Origin of the sequence: Pseudomonas sp. R25(2017) (assembly GCF_002112565.1) — a bacterium.
Classification (GTDB): Bacteria; Pseudomonadota; Gammaproteobacteria; order Pseudomonadales; family Pseudomonadaceae; genus Aquipseudomonas; species Aquipseudomonas ekonensis.
Map to the genome: position 1 here is coordinate 84,946 of NZ_NEHZ01000006.1, position 17,136 is coordinate 102,081.

General features: G+C 63.7%; 18 protein-coding genes. 6 read left to right on the forward strand and 12 right to left on the reverse strand.

What is annotated here, in order from left to right; genetic code table 11:
* The first annotated feature begins 260 nt into the window (after window positions 1–260).
* A complete protein-coding gene (locus CAG31_RS09475) occupies window positions 261–863 on the forward strand; it encodes a peroxiredoxin (RefSeq protein WP_085580234.1) in 603 nt (200 codons plus the stop codon).
* Between the two features lie 74 nt (window positions 864–937).
* Here the strand turns inward: CAG31_RS09475 and rnt are convergent, their stop codons facing one another.
* Both rnt and pyrC read right to left on the reverse strand, forming a co-directional pair.
* The gene (gene rnt, locus CAG31_RS09480) at window positions 938–1,609 is read right to left on the reverse strand and encodes a ribonuclease T (RefSeq protein WP_085580236.1); all 672 of its coding nucleotides are present in this window, start codon (window positions 1,607–1,609) and stop codon (window positions 938–940) included.
* Window positions 1,606–2,652: a dihydroorotase gene (gene pyrC, locus CAG31_RS09485; protein WP_085580238.1), complete on the reverse strand. Its 1,047-nt coding sequence runs from the start codon at window positions 2,650–2,652 to the stop codon at window positions 1,606–1,608. Before pyrC ends, rnt begins: the two co-directional genes overlap by 4 nt.
* Window positions 2,653–2,811: 159 nt before the next feature.
* Between pyrC and CAG31_RS09490 the strand changes: the two genes are divergently transcribed.
* Both CAG31_RS09490 and CAG31_RS09495 read left to right on the forward strand, forming a co-directional pair.
* The gene (locus tag CAG31_RS09490; RefSeq protein WP_085580240.1) at window positions 2,812–3,720 is read left to right on the forward strand and encodes an OmpA family protein; all 909 of its coding nucleotides are present in this window, start codon (window positions 2,812–2,814) and stop codon (window positions 3,718–3,720) included.
* A gap of 129 nt (window positions 3,721–3,849) precedes the next feature.
* Window positions 3,850–5,067: an argininosuccinate synthase gene (locus tag CAG31_RS09495; RefSeq protein WP_085580242.1), complete on the forward strand. Its 1,218-nt coding sequence runs from the start codon at window positions 3,850–3,852 to the stop codon at window positions 5,065–5,067.
* A gap of 137 nt (window positions 5,068–5,204) precedes the next feature.
* On the opposite strand, the gene CAG31_RS09500 is transcribed toward CAG31_RS09495, so the two are convergent.
* Window positions 5,205–5,834 carry a hypothetical protein gene (locus CAG31_RS09500; RefSeq protein WP_085580244.1) on the reverse strand — a complete coding sequence of 210 codons (630 nt, stop codon included), beginning with the start codon at window positions 5,832–5,834 and terminating at the stop codon, window positions 5,205–5,207.
* A gap of 418 nt (window positions 5,835–6,252) precedes the next feature.
* Here CAG31_RS09500 and CAG31_RS09505 point away from each other — a divergent pair, with 418 nt between their 5' ends.
* On the forward strand, window positions 6,253–6,879 hold the full coding sequence (locus CAG31_RS09505; protein WP_085580246.1) for a response regulator transcription factor: 627 nt from the start codon (window positions 6,253–6,255) through the stop codon (window positions 6,877–6,879).
* Window positions 6,880–6,967: 88 nt separating this feature from the next.
* Here the strand turns inward: CAG31_RS09505 and CAG31_RS09510 are convergent, their stop codons facing one another.
* From CAG31_RS09510 to metG, 8 genes are all read right to left on the reverse strand, one after another.
* Entirely contained in the window at window positions 6,968–7,153 is a 186-nt protein-coding gene (locus CAG31_RS09510; protein ID WP_085580249.1) for a PA3496 family putative envelope integrity protein, read from the reverse strand.
* 107 nt (window positions 7,154–7,260) lie between these two features.
* Window positions 7,261–7,899 carry an endonuclease III gene (nth, locus tag CAG31_RS09515; protein ID WP_085580251.1) on the reverse strand — a complete coding sequence of 213 codons (639 nt, stop codon included), beginning with the start codon at window positions 7,897–7,899 and terminating at the stop codon, window positions 7,261–7,263.
* On the reverse strand, window positions 7,896–8,477 hold the full coding sequence (locus CAG31_RS09520) for an Rnf-Nqr domain containing protein (RefSeq protein ID WP_085580253.1): 582 nt from the start codon (window positions 8,475–8,477) through the stop codon (window positions 7,896–7,898). Before CAG31_RS09520 ends, nth begins: the two co-directional genes overlap by 4 nt.
* A complete protein-coding gene (locus CAG31_RS09525; protein WP_085580255.1) occupies window positions 8,474–9,079 on the reverse strand; it encodes an RnfABCDGE type electron transport complex subunit G in 606 nt (201 codons plus the stop codon). Before CAG31_RS09525 ends, CAG31_RS09520 begins: the two co-directional genes overlap by 4 nt.
* A complete protein-coding gene (locus tag CAG31_RS09530; protein WP_085580257.1) occupies window positions 9,076–10,059 on the reverse strand; it encodes an RnfABCDGE type electron transport complex subunit D in 984 nt (327 codons plus the stop codon). Before CAG31_RS09530 ends, CAG31_RS09525 begins: the two co-directional genes overlap by 4 nt.
* The gene (rsxB, locus tag CAG31_RS09535) at window positions 10,046–11,257 is read right to left on the reverse strand and encodes an electron transport complex subunit RsxB (protein WP_085580259.1); all 1,212 of its coding nucleotides are present in this window, start codon (window positions 11,255–11,257) and stop codon (window positions 10,046–10,048) included. The genes CAG31_RS09530 and rsxB overlap by 14 nt, the downstream gene beginning before the upstream one ends.
* On the reverse strand, window positions 11,254–11,823 hold the full coding sequence (locus CAG31_RS09540; RefSeq protein ID WP_085580261.1) for an electron transport complex protein RnfA: 570 nt from the start codon (window positions 11,821–11,823) through the stop codon (window positions 11,254–11,256). The genes rsxB and CAG31_RS09540 overlap by 4 nt, the downstream gene beginning before the upstream one ends.
* 130 nt (window positions 11,824–11,953) lie before the next feature.
* The gene (metG, locus tag CAG31_RS09545) at window positions 11,954–14,005 is read right to left on the reverse strand and encodes a methionine--tRNA ligase (protein ID WP_085580263.1); all 2,052 of its coding nucleotides are present in this window, start codon (window positions 14,003–14,005) and stop codon (window positions 11,954–11,956) included.
* A gap of 154 nt (window positions 14,006–14,159) precedes the next feature.
* Between metG and apbC the strand changes: the two genes are divergently transcribed.
* Window positions 14,160–15,254 (forward strand): iron-sulfur cluster carrier protein ApbC, encoded by a 1,095-nt coding sequence (gene apbC, locus CAG31_RS09550; RefSeq protein ID WP_085580265.1) that lies wholly within the window; start codon window positions 14,160–14,162, stop codon window positions 15,252–15,254.
* Window positions 15,255–15,436: 182 nt separating this feature from the next.
* Here apbC and CAG31_RS09555 read toward each other — a convergent pair whose 3' ends face one another.
* The gene (locus CAG31_RS09555) at window positions 15,437–16,195 is read right to left on the reverse strand and encodes an SDR family oxidoreductase (RefSeq protein ID WP_085580267.1); all 759 of its coding nucleotides are present in this window, start codon (window positions 16,193–16,195) and stop codon (window positions 15,437–15,439) included.
* Between the two features lie 162 nt (window positions 16,196–16,357).
* On the opposite strand from CAG31_RS09555, the gene CAG31_RS09560 reads away from it, so the two are divergent.
* A complete protein-coding gene (locus CAG31_RS09560; protein WP_085580270.1) occupies window positions 16,358–17,089 on the forward strand; it encodes a HugZ family protein in 732 nt (243 codons plus the stop codon).
* Window positions 17,090–17,136 lie beyond the last annotated feature (47 nt).

The following is a 17,136-nucleotide window of genomic DNA, read 5'->3' on the forward strand; positions in this document are numbered from 1 at the left end:
CTTAATGTTAACGAGAATGATTGTCAAAGTGCTTTCCCGGGCGTTTTTGACACGGCGACGGATGGCTGACGAACGGCGAAGTGTGGCCCGTTGCCTGCACTGCGCCGGGGCCCGTCCGCGAAAAACCTTTGAGGACAGGACAAACGTGCAGTGTATGATGGTCGGCCCTTGCGAAGAGGATCCGTGTCACAGGGCTGTCGCCTGAGGGTGGCAGGCTGGCCCGGACCCTGAACTTCAAGTCTATACACCAGGAGATATCCATGAGCGTACTCGTAGGCAAACAAGCCCCTGACTTCACCGTTCCGGCCGTACTCGGCAATGGCGAGATCGTCGACAGCTTCACCCTGTCCTCGGCCATCAAAGGCAAATACGGCCTGGTGTTCTTCTACCCGCTGGACTTCACCTTCGTCTGCCCGTCCGAGCTGATCGCCCTGGACAACCGCATGGCCGACTTCAAGGCGCGCAACGTGGAAGTGGTCGCCGTGTCGATCGACTCGCACTTCACCCACAACGCCTGGCGCAACACCCCGGTCAACAACGGCGGCATCGGCCAGGTGAAATACACCATGGCTGCCGACATGAAGCACGAAATCGCCAAGGCCTACGACGTTGAGTCCGAAGGCGGCGTGGCGTTCCGTGGCGCGTTCCTGATCGACGACAAGGGCGTCGTCCGCTCGCAGATCGTCAACGACCTGCCGCTGGGCCGCAACATGGAAGAGCTGATCCGTCTGGTCGACGCGCTGCAGTTCCACGAAGAGCACGGCGAAGTCTGCCCGGCCAACTGGAAGAAAGGCGACAAAGGCATGAACGCTTCGCCTGAAGGCGTTGCCGCTTACCTGACCGAGAATGCTGCCGCCCTGTAAGGCGCAACGTCGAGGCACAAAAAAACCGGCCCTTGTGGCCGGTTTTTTTGTGTGCGGGATTTGTCCGACGCCGATCAGTCGTCGAAGTCTTCCCAGCCGCCCATCTGCTTCCAGCGGTTGACGATGCCGCAGAACAGTTCGGCGGTCTTCTCGGTGTCGTAACGTGCCGAATGCGCTTCACGGCCGTCGAAGTCGATGCCCGCTGCCTGACAGGCCTTGGCCAGAACGGTCTGGCCGTAGGCCAGGCCGGCGAGGGTCGCGGTGTCGAAGCTGGAGAACGGGTGGAACGGATTGCGCTTCATGTCCAGGCGCGCGACCGCCGCGTTGAGGAAGCCCAGGTCGAAGCTGCTGTTATGCCCCACCAGGATCGCCCGCTTGCAGCCGTTGGCCTTCAGCGACTTGCGCACGCCGCGGAAAATGTCGGTCAGCGCCGTCTCTTCGCTGACCGCCATGCGCAGCGGGTGATCGAGCTTGATCCCGGTGAACTCCAGCGCGGCCGGTTCGACGTTGGCGCCTTCGAACGGCTCGACACGGAAGAAATAGGTGTGGTCCGGGTACACGAAACCCTTTTCGTCCATGGCGATGGTAGTCGCGGCGATCTCCAGCAACGCATCGGTGGCCGAGTTGAAGCCGCCGGTCTCTACGTCGACGACGACCGGCAGGTAGCCGCGGAAACGCGCTGCCATCGGATGGCGTGCGCCGCCGCCCTGACCGTCCAGTTCATCGTCGAAATGGTCTTCACTCACGCGTGTTCCTCCAGCAGGCGCCAGCGCAGTTTTTCACCGGCGCGCAGCGGGATGACGTTCAGCTCGCCGAACGGCAGGCTGGCAGGGGCGGTCCATTCTTCGCGGACCAGGGTGATGCGGTCGGTGTTGGCCGGCAGCCCGTAGAAGCGCGGGCCGTTGAGGCTGGCGAACGCTTCGAGCTTGTCCAGCGCGTTGCGCTGTTCGAACGCTTCGGCATACAGCTCGATGGCAGCGTAGGCGGTGTAGCAGCCGGCGCAGCCGCAGGCGGCTTCCTTGGCGTGCTGGGCGTGCGGTGCCGAATCGGTGCCGAGGAAGAACTTCGCGCTGCCGCCGGTGGCGGCGTCCAGCAGGGCTTCCTGGTGCGTGTTGCGCTTGAGGATCGGCAGGCAATAGAAGTGCGGCCGGATCCCGCCCACCAGCATGTGGTTGCGGTTGTAGAGCAGGTGATGGGCCGTGATGGTCGCGCCGACGTTGGCCGAGGCCTCGTTGACGAACTGCACGGCGTCGCCGGTGGTGATGTGCTCGAACACGACCTTGAGGGTAGGGAAACGCTCGACCACGCGGCGCATGTGCTCGTCGATGAAGATCTTTTCGCGGTCGAACACGTCGACGTCGCCACGGGTGACCTCACCGTGGATCAGCAGCGGCATGCCGACTTCGGCCATGGCCTCCAGCGCCGGGAAGATCTTGTCGATGCTGGTGACCCCGGAGTCGGAGTTGGTGGTGGCGCCGGCCGGGTACAGCTTGGCGGCGTGCACGAAGCCGGTGGCCTTGGCCTGACGGATCTCTTCAGGCTGGGTGCGGTCGGTCAGGTACAGCACCATCAACGGTTCGAAGCGGCTGCCGGCCGGGCGGGCAGCGAGGATCCGCTGACGGTAGCCGTCGGCCTCGGCGGCGTTGCGCACCGGAGGTACCAGGTTGGGCATGATGATGGCGCGGCCAAAGGTGCGCGCGACATCCGCAACGGTATTGGTCAACACGGCACCATCGCGAAGGTGGATGTGCCAGTCGTCGGGACGCAGCAGGGTCAGGCGGTCGGACATGAGGGGATTCCAGGCGGGTCAAACTGTAGGGAATGCTACCGGAAAAGACACTTGCAGGCACTCGCTATCAAGTTTTGCGAAAAGCGACCGATAGACATCAGGTATGCCGTAAACATGTGTGTGTCGGTCCTTTTGTAACAGGAACCCATGGAGCCTCCCGTGCGCCAGCGTTATCTAGCCTTGCTCAGTGTGTTCGCCAGCCTTCCGGCGATGGCGCTCACGTACCAGACCCGTCTGGAGAACATTGAGTGGACGGTCGAAGGCGACAAGTTCGAATGCCGCCTGACGCAGCCGGTCACCGACTTCGGCTCGGGGCAGTTCGTGCGCAAGGCCGGCGAGCAGGCGACGTTCCGCCTCAACGCTTACAACGCCATGCTCGGCGGCGGTTCGGCGACGTTGTTGGCGGCCGCCGCGCCGTGGCAGCCGGGCCGCGACGACATCAACCTGGGCACCGTCAGGCTGGGCAGCGGCAACGTGCTGTTCAACAGCTCCCAGGCCCAGGCCGGGCGCCTGATCAGCGGCTTGATGGACGGCCGCAGCCCTGTGGTGCGGCACGCCTCGGGCGATGGCCGGGTCTCGGAAGTGCGCTTGCTGCCGGTGAAGTTCAGCAAGGCGTTCAACGATTACCAGAGCTGCGTGGCCAAACTGCTCCCGCAGAATTTCGATCAGGTCAAGCAATCGCAGATCGGCTTCCCCGGCGAAGGCACCGAGCTGGACGCCGCCGCCAAGGCCAAGCTGCAAGTGATGCTCGAGTACATGAAGGCCGATCCGACGGTCAACCACATCGAGCTCGACGGCCATTCCGACAACAGCGGCAACCGCCTGACCAACCGTGAACTGTCGCGCCGGCGGGCGCTGGCGGTGGTGGATTTCTTCAAGGCCAACGGCATCCAGGAATCGCAGATCACCGTGCGGTTCCACGGCGAACGCTACCCCCTGGTGCCCAACACCAACGCCGCCAACCGGGCGAAGAACCGCCGGGTCAACGTGCACCTGGCGCGGGTCGCGCCGACGACGACCCCGGCCCCTCAGGCCAGCGCACCCGCCAACGCCGCAGCGACGTCCTGACCTGCGGCCCATCGTCGCGCCCTCGACAGATTCTGTCGCTTTGTCGTCTTAAGCTGTCGCGCCTCTGTAAATTATCGCGTTTGAGCGGTAGACTCCTCGGCTTTCCGTACAACCCCGTGGAGTGATGGCATGGCGGACGTAAACAAGGTCGTTCTGGCGTATTCCGGCGGCCTGGACACTTCGGTGATCCTCAAGTGGCTGCAGGATACTTATAACTGTGAAGTGGTGACCTTCACCGCCGACCTCGGTCAAGGCGAAGAGGTCGAGCCGGCCCGCGCCAAGGCCCAGGCCATGGGCGTCAAAGAGATCTACATCGACGACCTGCGCGAAGAGTTCGTGCGCGACTTCGTGTTCCCGATGTTCCGCGCCAACACCGTCTATGAAGGCGAGTACCTGCTGGGCACCTCCATCGCCCGTCCGCTGATCGCCAAGCGCCTGATCGAGATCGCCAACGAAACCGGCGCCGACGCCATTTCCCACGGCGCCACCGGCAAGGGCAACGACCAGGTGCGTTTCGAACTGGGCGCCTATGCGCTCAAGCCAGGCGTGAAAGTGATCGCTCCATGGCGCGAGTGGGATCTGCTGTCCCGCGAGAAGCTGATGGACTACGCCGAGAAGCACGGCATCCCGATCGAGCGTCACGGCAAGAAGAAGTCCCCGTACTCGATGGACGCCAACCTGCTGCACATCTCCTATGAAGGCGGCGTGCTGGAAGACACCTGGACCGAGCACGAAGAAGACATGTGGCGCTGGACCGTCTCCCCGGAGAAGGCTCCCGACACCCCGCAGTACCTGGAACTGACCTACCGTAACGGCGACATCGTCGCGCTGGACGGCGTCGAGATGACCCCGGCCACCGTACTGGCGACCCTGAACAAGATCGGCGGCCAGCACGGCATCGGCCGTCTGGACATCGTCGAGAACCGGTACGTGGGCATGAAGTCCCGCGGCTGCTACGAGACTCCTGGCGGCACCATCATGCTGCGCGCCCACCGCGCCATCGAGTCGATCACCCTGGACCGCGAAGTGGCCCACCTGAAAGACGAACTGATGGCCAAGTACGCCAGCCTGATCTACACCGGCTACTGGTGGAGCCCTGAGCGTCTGATGCTGCAGCAGATGATCGACGCTTCCCAGGTCAACGTGAACGGCGTCGTGCGCCTGAAACTGTACAAGGGCAACGTGATCGTCACCGGCCGCAAGTCCGACGACTCGCTGTTCGACGCCAACATCGCGACCTTTGAAGAAGACGGCGGCGCCTACAACCAGGCCGACGCGGCGGGCTTCATCAAGCTCAACGCGCTGCGCATGCGCATTGCCGCCAACAAGGGCCGCAAGCTGTTCTGAGCCGGCATGAACCGGTAGCCGTGCCTCTGGGGCACGGCTACCGCTCAGCAAGCCGACTGCATGGCTGACCGGTTCCGGTCAGCCTCCTTCTCCGCTGTTCATTCCATCGCTGCAATGGCGATGCCGCCCGTTCGTTTTCACATCCGCCGGACTATGTCCATTTCTTGCGAGCAAACGTTGTAGACGATGCAGACGGTTCGGTCTGACATTTTCTTCGTCTGTTTCAACGGCTTCGGCGCAGGGCTGCTCAGCGAAACGATTGGGTCGGTGCTGACCAGGAACAGGACGATGCGCCCCGATGTTTTGTCGGCATACGGAATGTTCTCCAGAAGTTTCGCCATGTGTTCGGATGCGTCCAGTTCCCGTGCATCGACGATGTGGAGTGTCTTCATCAGTTTGGGTAATTGCACATAGGGCAGTAAGGTCGGATCAGGCGGCAAGCGTGTTCCCGGGGGATCGTGCGTGGTCTGTGCCTTCGACGTCCCGTCCGTTTCATCCGCCGCAGGTTCCGTCGGGTCGAAGGCCTTCAGGAAACTCTTGTCGTTGCCGAAGTCCGAGGGCGCATAAAGGGAACGGTAGTTGAAGTTGAGCGTGATGAAGAACAGGAACAGCAAGTAAAAGGGAAAACTGATGAGGAACCAGACATAGACTTCGCGTTCGTCGTTGTCGAGAAACGGCAGGGAAACAGCGGCCGAAGTTTCCGATATGAAAGCGAAGATGGCAATGACGCTGATGGGATTGGTGATTTTGTTGCGAAACTTGGTCATATGTTTGTCCTTCAGGGTTTTTGGCGATGGAAGTGTTTTGATCGGGGCGGTTAAGTTGCCTCGAGTCAGAAGTTGATGTGTTTGACGTTTATATTAATTTCAGGGGTGTGGAAATAACCGGCTTGTTTCCTTTTTTATCGGAGACAATCGCCAGGACTCGGAAAAGATCGAGCGAAGGTTAAGGATTCTTACGTTGCGGCGGGAGGACAGGAAGAGCGCGTGGGTCGAGTGAGGCGGCATAAGGGTTTCTCCGGAGAAGTTGATTTTTCCTGAGGTGCATCTTTTTGTAGGAAAAGTCTTTGTTAGGCGTAAGGGATGTCTCTCGCTGCTGATGCGCAGGAACTCTTGCCTGCCATGGGTGAATTGACTGCGCTATTGTGCGGGCTCTAAAAATTCGAACAGCGAACTGGACTTGCCCATGAATAAAGTGCTGATCGTGGATGATCATCCTGTCATTCGTCTTGCGGTGCGAATGCTGATGGAGCGGCATGGCTACGAGATCATTGCCGAAACGGACAATGGAGTGGATGCACTGCAACTTGCCCGCGAACAAATGCCCGATATCGTCATTCTCGATATCGGCATTCCGAAACTGGACGGACTTGAAGTCATTGCCCGGCTGACGTCATCGGCCATGCCGTTGAAAGTGCTGGTGCTGACATCCCAGGCGCCGGGTCACTTCTCGATGCGCTGCATGCAGTCCGGCGCCGCCGGTTATGTCTGCAAACAGCAGGACCTGACCGAACTGCTCAGCGCCATAAAGGCTGTGCTGTCGGGCTACAGCTACTTTCCGAACCAGGCCTTGCACACGGTGCGCACGAGCCTGGGCAACGCCAGCGAAGCGGATATGGTGGATCGTCTCTCGGGGCGGGAAATGATGGTGCTGCAGCAGTTGGCCCGCGGCAAGACCAACAAGGAAATCGCTGACGGCATGTTTCTCAGCAACAAGACGGTGAGCACCTACAAGACCCGTCTGCTGCTGAAGCTCAATGCCCGTTCGCTGGTGGATCTGATCGAGCTGGCGCAGCGCAACGGGCTCGTGTGAGCGTCACGCTGGCTGACAGGGCATGGGCCGATCGGTTTCAGCGTGCGCCGTAAAGTAAAAAGCCTCCGTTGCGGGAGGCTTTCAGGGATCAGTCATCAACGTCGTAATCGAACTCGGCCAGTTGCTTTTGCAGGCGGCGTTCCTCAAGCAGATTGTCGATGGTGCGGCGCTTGCTCAGGTTGGTCTTGGCGACTTCGACCTTCGATTCCGCATCGTCGTCTTCGGTGGCGATGAAGTCGTCTTCTACATCCAGTTGTTCTTTGCCGGTACTCATAAGGTCAACTCCAGGCTAAGACTGCCTTTGGCGCTCCTTATATCGATAAACCGGCGGATGGTAAAAAAGATTTTTTCAATCGAAATATCAACAAAACCAATAGCCGATCAATCGTCGGATGTCTTGTGCTTGTACTCGCACAAATCTTCGATCCGACAGCTTCCGCAGCGCGGCTTGCGGGCCAGGCACACATAGCGCCCGTGCAGGATCAGCCAATGGTGCGAGTCGAGCAGGTACTCTTTCGGCACGAATTTCATCAGTTTGTTTTCCACCTCGACCACGTTCTTGCCGGGGGCGATCCCGGTGCGGTTGCTCACCCGGAAAATGTGGGTGTCCACCGCCATGGCCAGTTGGCGGAACGCGGTGTTGAGCACCACGTTGGCGGTCTTGCGCCCGACGCCCGGCAAGGCTTCCAGCTCTTCGCGGGTCTGCGGGACTTCGCCGCCGTGGCGTTCGACCAGCAGGCGGCAGGTCTCGATCACGTTTTTCGCTTTGCTGTTGTAGAGCCCGATGGTCTTGATGTACTCGGACAGGCCTTCGACGCCCAGGGCATGAATGGCCGCCGGCGTGTTGGCCACCGGGTACAGCTTCGCCGTGGCCTTGTTCACCCCGACGTCGGTGGACTGCGCCGAAAGGATCACGGCGATCAGCAGTTCGAACGGCGAGCTGTAGGCCAGTTCGGTTTTCGGCTCGGGATTGTCTTCGTGCAGTCGGCGAAAGATTTCCAGGCGTTTTGCGGCATTCATGGACGGTGCGATTCCTTGGCGGGGGCGGTGGGGCGAATCAGGGTCTGACCCAAGGCCAGCAGCAATCCCAGCAGGATGAAGGCGCCAGCCGTCAGGGTGAACAGGTGCAGGCCTTCGCCGAACAGCACCAGACCTTGCCAGTGTTCCGAAAGTCGGGCGCCGATGCTGCCCCGGCCGATCAGTTCGCGCAACAGGGCCATCACGGCCATCAGGCCGGCGAACAGGCCGAACGGTTTCAGGCGCGCGGCGGCGGGCCGCAGAAAGAATCCGTGGTGTTCCAGCACGATGCACTGCAGGCCGATCAGGCCGGCGTAGAGGCCGATCATCTGATGCCATTGCACGGACGCGTACTGCACGAGGGTGTCGGCGCAACCGGCCAACGTGGCGGCCACCAGCAGGCCGGCCGGCAAGACGCTCGCCTGGGGCAGGCGCGGGCGCAACGCTTGCATGGCCAAGCCATAGAGGCCGACGACGACAACGCACATCAGTACCGTCGCCAACGCGCCGGGCAGCGATCCGGTGGCGCCGAGCAGCAACGTCAGCGCCAATGAGTTGGAGAGTGTCGCGGTTCTGTTCATTCAGCGTTCCCCAGCAGAGCCGCCCGGTGCCCGTCGAAGTAGCGCAACGCATCATGGACGGCGTTCACCGCTGCGCGCGAAGTGACGGTGGCGCCGGCGATCTGATCGAATTGCCCCCGATCCTTTTTCAACGCCCAGCCGGCGTCGTCCGGTGCATCGAGAGACTTGCCCGTGAAGGTCTGCAGCCAGGCGTTCGGCCAGTCGCCGATCAGTCCGCCCAACGCCGGCGTTTCGGTTTGCCTCAAGGTTTTCACGCCGATCAGCCTGCCCGAAGGGGCGATCGCGATCAGCCATTCGATCTGGCCGGCATAACCCGTGGCCTGGTTGCGCAGCAGGACGGCGACGGTCTGTTCGCCGCGGGTCGCCCGGTAGGCGCCGGTCAGCGTGCTGTGGCTCAGCACCGGGTCGACCAGGGGCAGCGGCTGCTCCAGGGGTCGGTTGTCGTAGCTGTCCGCGGCCAGCACGTCCAGCAGCGTGCGGCTTTCGATCAGCTTCCGTTCGGCGGCGATGCGCGGCGCGCTGAGATCCTGCACCAGCCAGCTCACGCCGGCGCCCGCGCAGGCCAGCAGCGCCAGGGCGATCAGGCTGCCCGTGCGGTTCATGGCGCCACCTGCCGCTGGCGGGCGGTGGCGAAGCGTTCCAGCGCGGGCACGCACAGGTTCATCAGCAGCACGGCAAAGGCCACGCCGTCCGGGTAGCCGCCCCACGTGCGGATCAGGTACGTCAACAGCCCAGCACCGAGGCCGAACAGCAGGCGGGCAAGCGCGCTCCGTGCGCCGGACACCGGTTCGGTGACGATGAAGAACGCGCCCAGCATCGTTGCGCCGCTGAGCAGGTGAAACAGCGGCGAGCCGTGGGAGTCGGATCCCGAGCCGTTCCAGCACAGCAGGCTGACGGTGAACAGAGCGAAGAGCATGCCGACCGGCGCCTGCCAGCCGATCACCCGCCGTTGCAGCAGAAACAGCCCGCCGGCCAGGAACGCCAGGTTCACCCACTCGCTCGCGCGTCCGCCGAACCGGCCGAAAGCGGGATCGGCGGCGAACAGTTCGTCCGTGGTCAGGCTCTTGTTGATGCGCAGGCTGTCCAGCACGGTGGCCTGGGCCCAGGCGTCCGGCGCCCTTGCCGGGCTGAACACCTGGGTCAGGGCGCTCGACAGATCCATGCCGTGGCCCGGCCAGTGCGTCATCGACAGGGGAAACATCACCATGGCCAGCGCAAAACCGAGCATGGCCGGGTTGAACGGGTTGCGGCCGACGCCGCCGTACAGGTGCTTGCCGAACAGCAGGCCGGTGGCCATCGCCGTGACCGTCAGCCACCACGGGCAGTACGGGGGCAGGGCGGCGGTCAACAGGGTGGCGCTGACCGCAGCGCTGCCGTCGGCGAGCGTCGGCAGCACCGGTTGCCGACGCAGGCGCAGCACCGCGGATTCGACGGCCCAGGCAGTGGCGACGCACAGGAGCAAGTTGATCGCCACCCCCCAGCCATAGAACCAGAACAGCGCCAGCAGCCCCGGCAACGTGGCCAGCAGCACAAGCTTCATCGCCTCCTGCAGGCGAGTGTCCGGGGTTTCAAGGCGCGGCATGGGCGTTTACCTGACGTTCGGCTTCCTCCAGGCGGGCGCGGGCCTTGTCGAGGAGGTCGGGGGCGGTGTCGGCGCGTCTTTGCAGTTTGTTGAGGTCGGCCCGGGCGTAGGCCAGTTCGGTCTTCAATTGACGGAGCTGGCTGTCGATCGGCCGTTTTACGGTGCGCACGAGGTCGGGCAGCGGTTGTCCGCTGGCGTCCTCGGCCGCATGCAGGGCCTGTTCGGCGTCGCGCAGGGCCTGTTCCAGGACGGCGATCTCTTGCGGCGGCGCATCCGCCGCCTGGGCCTTCTTCAGTTCGGCGCGGCGCATCGCCAACTGAATTTTCGCCCGTTTCAGCTCTGCGTCTTTCGCCGGAGCCGGGGCAGGAGCCGCAGGGACGGCGGCGCTGGTTTCCAGGGCCGCCAACGCCTGCTCGGCCGCCTCGAACTGCCGTTGCAGCACGATCAGTTGCGACTGTTGTTCGAACGTCGGCGGGTGACCGAAGGCTTTCAGCGATTTGTTCAGTTGGGCGCGGCTCATGGCCAGGTCGATCTTGGCCTTTTTCAGCGCCGCATCGGCATTGGCGGCCTTCTGTGCGCGCACCCGCTCAAGCGCGGTCTGCACCGGATCCGCTGCGGCGGCCTGCGCTTGCGCCGCACGCTGGGCCCGGGCTTCGCGCTCGGCCTGGCGTTGCTGCTCTTCGTGCAGCAGCCGGGCATTGCGGCGCTGGTAGCGTTGCCGGGCGTGGTCGCGTTTGGCGGTGCGCGCCTGGCGCTCTTCGGGGCTGGCGGCCAGTCCGCCGACCACCGCCAGGGTTCCCGCCGGCAGCGGATGCATGTCGATGCAGTCCACCGGGCAGGGCGCCACGCACAGGTCGCAGCCGGTGCACTCGTCGACGAGCACCGTGTGCATGAATTTCGCGGCGCCGACGATGGCGTCCACCGGGCAGGCCTGGATGCACTTGGTGCAGCCGATGCATTCGGCCTCGCGGATGAAGGCCACTTGCGGCGGCGCGGTGCCGCGGCTGACGTCCAGTTCCAGCACCGGGATGTTCAGGAGTTCAGCCAGGGCCGCGACGGTTTCGTCGCCGCCCGGCGGGCAGCGGTTGATCGGCTCGCCGCCGGCGATGCCTTCGGCGTAGGGCTTGCATCCGGGATGGCCGCACTTGCCGCATTGGGTCTGGGGCAGCAGGGCGTCGATGCGTTGAATCAGACTCATGTTTTGATCAGTCCGCTGAATCCGAGAAAAGCCACCGCCATCAGTCCGGCGCCGATCAACTGGATCGGCAGGCCGCGAAAGGGCAGGGGAACATCATTGCCGGCGGTTCGTTCGCGCAGGTCGCTGAACAGGCTCAGCACCAGCCAGAAGCCCAGGCCGGCGCCCAGGCTCAGCGCCATCGCATGAAACAGGCCTTTGTCCGCCTGGGCGTTGCTCAGCGTCAGGCCCAGCGCGCCGGCATTGCCCAGCATCAATGGCCACAAGCCGTCGAAAGGCAGTGTCGGCAACCCGCGGGCCAGCAGCTTCAGCAACGGAGCGATCGACAGCACGCACAGGGGCAGAAACGCGAAAAGACGCAGGCCCTCCAGGTGCAGCGGCACCAGCAGCCATTGCCAGAGCGCCTGGGCGACAGTCCCGGCCACCAGCATCAGCACCAGCGTCGCCAGGCCCAGCGCATGCACCTGGCGTCGCTCGCCCGCCAGCGCCGGATCGACGCCCAGCGGCCAGTTCAACACGAAGTTGTTGAGCAGCGCAGCACTGAAAATCACAAGCACGAGGTCGGTCATGGCGTTGCCGGCAGGTCAGGCGGATGTCCTTTAAGGTTAGGCATTATCCGGCGCCGGTGGAGGGCGGGCCAGACATGAAAAATCCCACAGGCGCACGGGGCACGCCTGTGGGATCGGCCGGTGCGCAACCTTACTTGATGCGCTGGCCCGGCTTGGCGCCGCTGTCCGGGCTCAGCAGGTAGATCTCTTCGCCGCCGGGGCCGGCGGCCATCACCATGCCTTCGGAGATGCCGAACTTCATTTTCCGCGGCTTGAGGTTGGCGATCATCATGGTCAGGCGGCCGTCCAGCTTGGATGGATCCGGGTAGGCGCTCTTGATCCCGGAGAACACGTTGCGTTGCTCGTCGCCGATGTCCAGGGTCAGGCGCAGCAGCTTGTCGGCGCCCTCCACGTGTTCGGCCTTGACGATCAGGGCCACGCGCAGGTCGACGGCGGCGAAGGCGTCGAACTCGATTTCCGGCGACAGCGGATCCTTGGCCAGTTCGCCGTTGCCGGCAGGTGCGGCGGCGCCGGTGTCGGTCTGGCTGGCGGTCAGGTCTTCCTTGGAGGCGTCGGTCATGGCTTGCACTTTTACCGGGTCGATGCGGGTCATCAACGGTTTGAATTCATTGAGCTGATGGTTGGCCAGCAGCGTGGCGTGGTCGTTCCAGGTCAGCGGCGCGACGTTGAGGAACGCCTCGGCGTCGGCGGCCAGCAGCGGCAGCACCGGCTTGAGGAAGACCACCAGTTGGCGGAACAGGTTGATGCCGGTGGCGCAGATCGCCTGGACCTCGTCCTGCTTGCCTTCCTGCTTGTTCAGCGACCAAGGCGCCTTGTCGGCGATCCAGGCGTTGGCGCGGTCGGCCAGGGCCATGGTCTCGCGCATGGCGCGGGCGAAGTCGCGGGCCTCGTAGGCGTCGGCGATGCTCGGCGCGGCGGCCAGGAACGCGTCGGTCAGCTCCGGCGCGGCGTTGGCGCCGACCATCACCCCGGCGTTGCCCTTATGGATGAAGCCTGCGCAGCGGCTGGCGATGTTGACCACCTTGCCCACCAGGTCGGAGTTGACCTTCTGCACGAAGTCTTCGAGGTTCAGGTCCAGGTCGTCGACGCCGCGGCCCAGCTTGGAGGCGTAGTAGTAGCGCAGGTATTCCGGCGACAGGTGATCCAGGTAGGTGCGCGCCTTGATGAAGGTGCCGCGGGACTTGGACATCTTCTGGCCGTTGACGGTCAGGTAGCCGTGCACGTTGATCCCGGTCGGCTTGCGGTAGCCGGCGCCTTCGAGCATGGCGGGCCAGAACAGGGCGTGGAAGTTGACGATGTCCTTGCCGATGAAGTGGTACAGCTCGGCGGTGGAGTCCTTGCCCCAGAAGGCGTCGAAGTCCAGCGCAGGCGTGCGGTCGCACAGGTTCTTGAAGCTGGCCATGTAGCCGATCGGCGCATCCAGCCACACGTAGAAATACTTGCCCGGCTCGTCCGGGATCTCGAAGCCGAAGTACGGCGCATCGCGGGAGATGTCCCACTGCTGCAGGCCGGCGTCCAGCCATTCGGCGATCTTGTTGGCCACCGCGTCCTGCAGGGTGCCGCTGCGGGTCCAGGCCTGCAGCATCTGCTGGAAGTCAGGCAGCTTGAAGAAGAAGTGCTGGGAGTCCTTGAGCACCGGGGTGGCGCCGGAGATCGCCGACTTCGGATCCTTCAGGTCGGTGGGGGCGTAGGTCGCGCCGCATTTTTCGCAGTTGTCGCCGTACTGGTCTTCGGTGCCGCACTTGGGGCAGGTGCCCTTGATGAAGCGGTCGGCCAGGAACATTTTCTTGTCCGGGTCGAAGTACTGGGTGATCGAACGCGTGGCGATGTGCCCGGCGTCACGCAGCTTCAGGTAGATCTGGCCCGACAGCTCGCGGTTCTCTTCGGCGTGGGTGGAGTGGAAATTGTCGAAGTCCACCAGGAAGTCGGCGAAGTCGGCGCTGTGTTCGGCCTGGACGTTGGCGATCAGCTGTTCCGGGGTGATGCCTTCCTTTTCCGCGCGCAGCATGATCGCCGAACCGTGGGCGTCGTCGGCGCAGACATAGATGCACTGATTGCCGCGCTGCTTCTGGAAGCGCACCCACATGTCGGTCTGGATGTATTCCAGCATGTGGCCAAGGTGGATCGAACCGTTGGCGTAGGGCAGGGCGCTGGTGACGAGGATCTTGCGTGGCTCGGACATGGGGGCATCGCTACTTGATGAAACGGAGGTCGGCCACTATAAATCGCCGGCGAAGATATTTCACCCCTGCAAATGTTTGCCGGACATGCCGTCCGCACGGCAGAAGGGGTAGGATAGCCGCCATCTTTTCCCAGTCTTGCTACCGGAGTTGCCCATGAGCGCCGTCACCCGCGAAGCGGTGGAAGCCGTCCTTCGCCAATACACCGACCCTTACCTGAACCAGGATCCGGTCAGCGCCGGTTGCGTGCGCGACATCGAGATCCAGGGCGACCGCGTCAGCGTCCGGCTGGAGCTGGGCTACGCCGCCGGCCTGTTCAAGAGCGGCTGGGCGCAGGTGCTGCAGATGGCCATCGAAGGGCTGGACGGCGTGGCGGGTGCCCGTGTCGAGATCGCCAGCGTGATCGCCGCGCACAAGGCCCAGGCGCAGATCCCGGGCCTGGCCAACGTCAAGAACGTGATCGCCGTGGCGTCCGGCAAGGGCGGCGTGGGCAAATCCACCACCGCCGCCAACCTGGCGCTGGCGCTGGCCCGCGAAGGCGCCAAGGTGGGCATTCTCGACGCCGACATCTATGGCCCGAGCCAGGGCATCATGTTCGGCATCCCCGAGCGCACCCGCCCTGAGGTCAAGGACCAGAAGTGGTTCGTGCCGCTCAAGGCCCATGGCGTGGAAGTCATGTCGATGGCGTTCCTGACCGACGACAACACACCGATGGTCTGGCGCGGCCCGATGGTGTCCGGCGCGCTGCTGCAACTGGTCACGCAGACCGCCTGGGGCGACCTGGACTACCTGGTGATCGACATGCCGCCGGGCACCGGCGACATCCAGCTGACCCTGGCGCAGAAAGTCCCGGTGGCCGGCGCCGTGATCGTCACCACGCCCCAGGACCTGGCGCTGCTGGATGCCCGCAAGGGCGTGGAGATGTTCCGCAAGGTCAACATCCCGGTGCTGGGCGTGGTGGAGAACATGGCCGTGCACATCTGCTCGAATTGCGGGCATGCCGAGCATCTGTTCGGCGAAGGCGGCGGCGAGAAGCTTGCGACCCAGTACGGCGTCGAACTGCTGGCCTCGTTGCCGCTGTCGATGGTCATCCGCGAGCAGGCCGACGGCGGCAAGCCGACGGTGATCGCCGAGCCGGAGAGCCAGATCGCCATGGTCTACCAGGACCTGGCCCGCCATGTCGGCGCGCGGATCGTGCTGCAGGAAGCGGCGACCCCGGCGATGCCGAACATCACCGTCAGCGACGACTGACCGAACCGCCACGCCGCAGGGCTGTCCTGCGGCGCTTGGGCTGACGCCATCGCCAGCAGGGCTGGCTCCCACCTTGATTGCGGTCGTTCGCAAACCTGCGTGCACCGCGCAACCTGTGGGAGCCAGCCTGCTGGCGATGGCATCAACCCAGATGCACCGACCGGCCGCCTAGTGCGGTGACGTCAGATCCGCAACCCGCCATCCATCTCCAGGATCCGCCCGGTGTAGTAGTCGTTCTCGAAGATGTAGGCCGCCGAGTGGGCGATCTCTTCCGGCTTGCCCATGCGCTTGAGCGGAATGCCCGAGGTCATCTTCTCCAACGCTTCGGGTTTCATGCCCAGGGTCATTTCGGTCTCGATGAAGCCCGGCGCGATGCCGGCGACGCGGATGCCGTAGCGCGCCAGCTCCTTGGCCCAGGTCACGGTGGCGGCGGCGACACCGGCCTTGGCGGCGGAATAGTTGGTCTGGCCGACGTTGCCGGCGCGGGAGATCGACGAGATGTTGATGATGGCGCCGCCGTTCTTCAGCTCGACCATCTTCGCCGCCACTTCACGGGTGCACAGGAACACGCCGGTCAGGTTGACGTCGATCACCGCCTGCCACTGGGCCAGGGTCATCTTGGTCATTTCGCCGTCCTTGACCTTGAGCAGCAGCCCGTCGCGCAGGATCCCGGCGTTGTTGATCAGGCCGTGGATCGCGCCGAAGTCATCGGCGACCTGGGCGACCATGTGCGTCACTTGCTCTTCGTCCGCGACGTTGCACAGGTAGCTGCGCGCCTCGACGCCCTTGGCCTTGCAGGCGGCGACGGCGGCGTCGAGCTTTTCCTGGTTCAGGTCCACCAGCGCCAGCTTCGCGCCCTTGCCGGCGAAGTACTCGGCCATGGAACGGCCCAGACCCTGGCAACCGCCGGTGATAATGATTACTTTGTCAGTGAGTTGCATGCGCGTGCCCCCGATGGCAGGTCAAAGTGGTGTCCTTTTGGGGCCTCTGGATCTGCACCGGCCGCAGCGAGGTTGCACATCAGAATTGCCCGTCGGCGTGGCCGGGACTTGACCCGGGCGCCCGTCCGTTTTTATGACGGAAATTATTAAAGGAGTCATAAATTGAGCGTTGAAGCGGCTAAGCATGCCCGAGAATTGCTTCTCAAGGAATACCGTGGAGTGCTCTCGACCCACTCCAAGTCGATGCCCGGTTTCCCGTTCGGCTCCGTGGTCCCCTACTGCCTCGACGACCAGGGCCGGCCGCTGATCCTGATCAGCCGCATCGCCCAGCACACTAACAACTTGCTGAAGGATCCCAAGTGCTCGCTGCTGGTGGGCGAGCGCGAGGCCGAAGACGTGCAGGCCGTCGGTCGCCTGACTTACCTGGCGGAAGCGGAAAAGCTTGCGGACGAAGCCGCCATCGAAGCCGCCGCCGAGCGCTACTACCGCTATTTCCCTGACTCGCAGAACTACCACAAGGCCCACGACTTCGACTTCTGGGTGCTCAAGCCGGTGCGCCACCGCTACATCGGCGGCTTCGGCGCGATCCACTGGGTCGAGCACCTGACGCTGGCCAACCCGTTCGCCGGCCAGGCCGAAATCAGCATGGTCGAGCACATGAACAGCGACCACGCCAAGGCCATCGCCCATTACGTCGACCTCGCCGGCCTGCCCAAAGGCGCACCGGCGCAGATGGCCGGGATCGACACCGAGGGCATGCACCTGCGCATCGGCCAGGCGTTGTACTGGCTGCCGTTCCAAGCACCTTGCAACACGCCGACACAAGTCCGCGAAGCCTTGGTTTTCCTGGCCCGCGCCGAACATTGGCCGAAAAATGCGCCCGCCGGCGCTTGAATTCACGAAAGGGCGACGTCATCTAAGGCTTACTTGCAAGGCATTCT

Excerpts from the sequence above, each read along its gene's own strand:
- CAG31_RS09505 (WP_085580246.1), top strand. The coding sequence starts at position 6,253 with ATGAATAAAGTGCTGATCGTGGATGATCATCCTGTCATTCGTCTTGCG.
- CAG31_RS09525 (WP_085580255.1), bottom strand. The coding sequence starts at position 9,079 with ATGAACCGCACGGGCAGCCTGATCGCCCTGGCGCTGCTGGCCTGCGCG.
- CAG31_RS09540 (WP_085580261.1), bottom strand. The coding sequence starts at position 11,823 with ATGACCGACCTCGTGCTTGTGATTTTCAGTGCTGCGCTGCTCAACAAC.
- CAG31_RS09475 (WP_085580234.1), top strand. The coding sequence starts at position 261 with ATGAGCGTACTCGTAGGCAAACAAGCCCCTGACTTCACCGTTCCGGCC.
- CAG31_RS09510 (WP_085580249.1), bottom strand. The coding sequence starts at position 7,153 with ATGAGTACCGGCAAAGAACAACTGGATGTAGAAGACGACTTCATCGCC.
- CAG31_RS09495 (WP_085580242.1), top strand. The coding sequence starts at position 3,850 with ATGGCGGACGTAAACAAGGTCGTTCTGGCGTATTCCGGCGGCCTGGAC.
- CAG31_RS09500 (WP_085580244.1), bottom strand. The coding sequence starts at position 5,834 with ATGACCAAGTTTCGCAACAAAATCACCAATCCCATCAGCGTCATTGCC.
- nth (WP_085580251.1), bottom strand. The coding sequence starts at position 7,899 with ATGAATGCCGCAAAACGCCTGGAAATCTTTCGCCGACTGCACGAAGAC.
- apbC (WP_085580265.1), top strand. The coding sequence starts at position 14,160 with ATGAGCGCCGTCACCCGCGAAGCGGTGGAAGCCGTCCTTCGCCAATAC.
- CAG31_RS09530 (WP_085580257.1), bottom strand. The coding sequence starts at position 10,059 with ATGCCGCGCCTTGAAACCCCGGACACTCGCCTGCAGGAGGCGATGAAG.
- pyrC (WP_085580238.1), bottom strand. The coding sequence starts at position 2,652 with ATGTCCGACCGCCTGACCCTGCTGCGTCCCGACGACTGGCACATCCAC.
- CAG31_RS09555 (WP_085580267.1), bottom strand. The coding sequence starts at position 16,195 with ATGCAACTCACTGACAAAGTAATCATTATCACCGGCGGTTGCCAGGGT.
- metG (WP_085580263.1), bottom strand. The coding sequence starts at position 14,005 with ATGTCCGAGCCACGCAAGATCCTCGTCACCAGCGCCCTGCCCTACGCC.
- CAG31_RS09520 (WP_085580253.1), bottom strand. The coding sequence starts at position 8,477 with ATGAACAGAACCGCGACACTCTCCAACTCATTGGCGCTGACGTTGCTG.
- rsxB (WP_085580259.1), bottom strand. The coding sequence starts at position 11,257 with ATGAGTCTGATTCAACGCATCGACGCCCTGCTGCCCCAGACCCAATGC.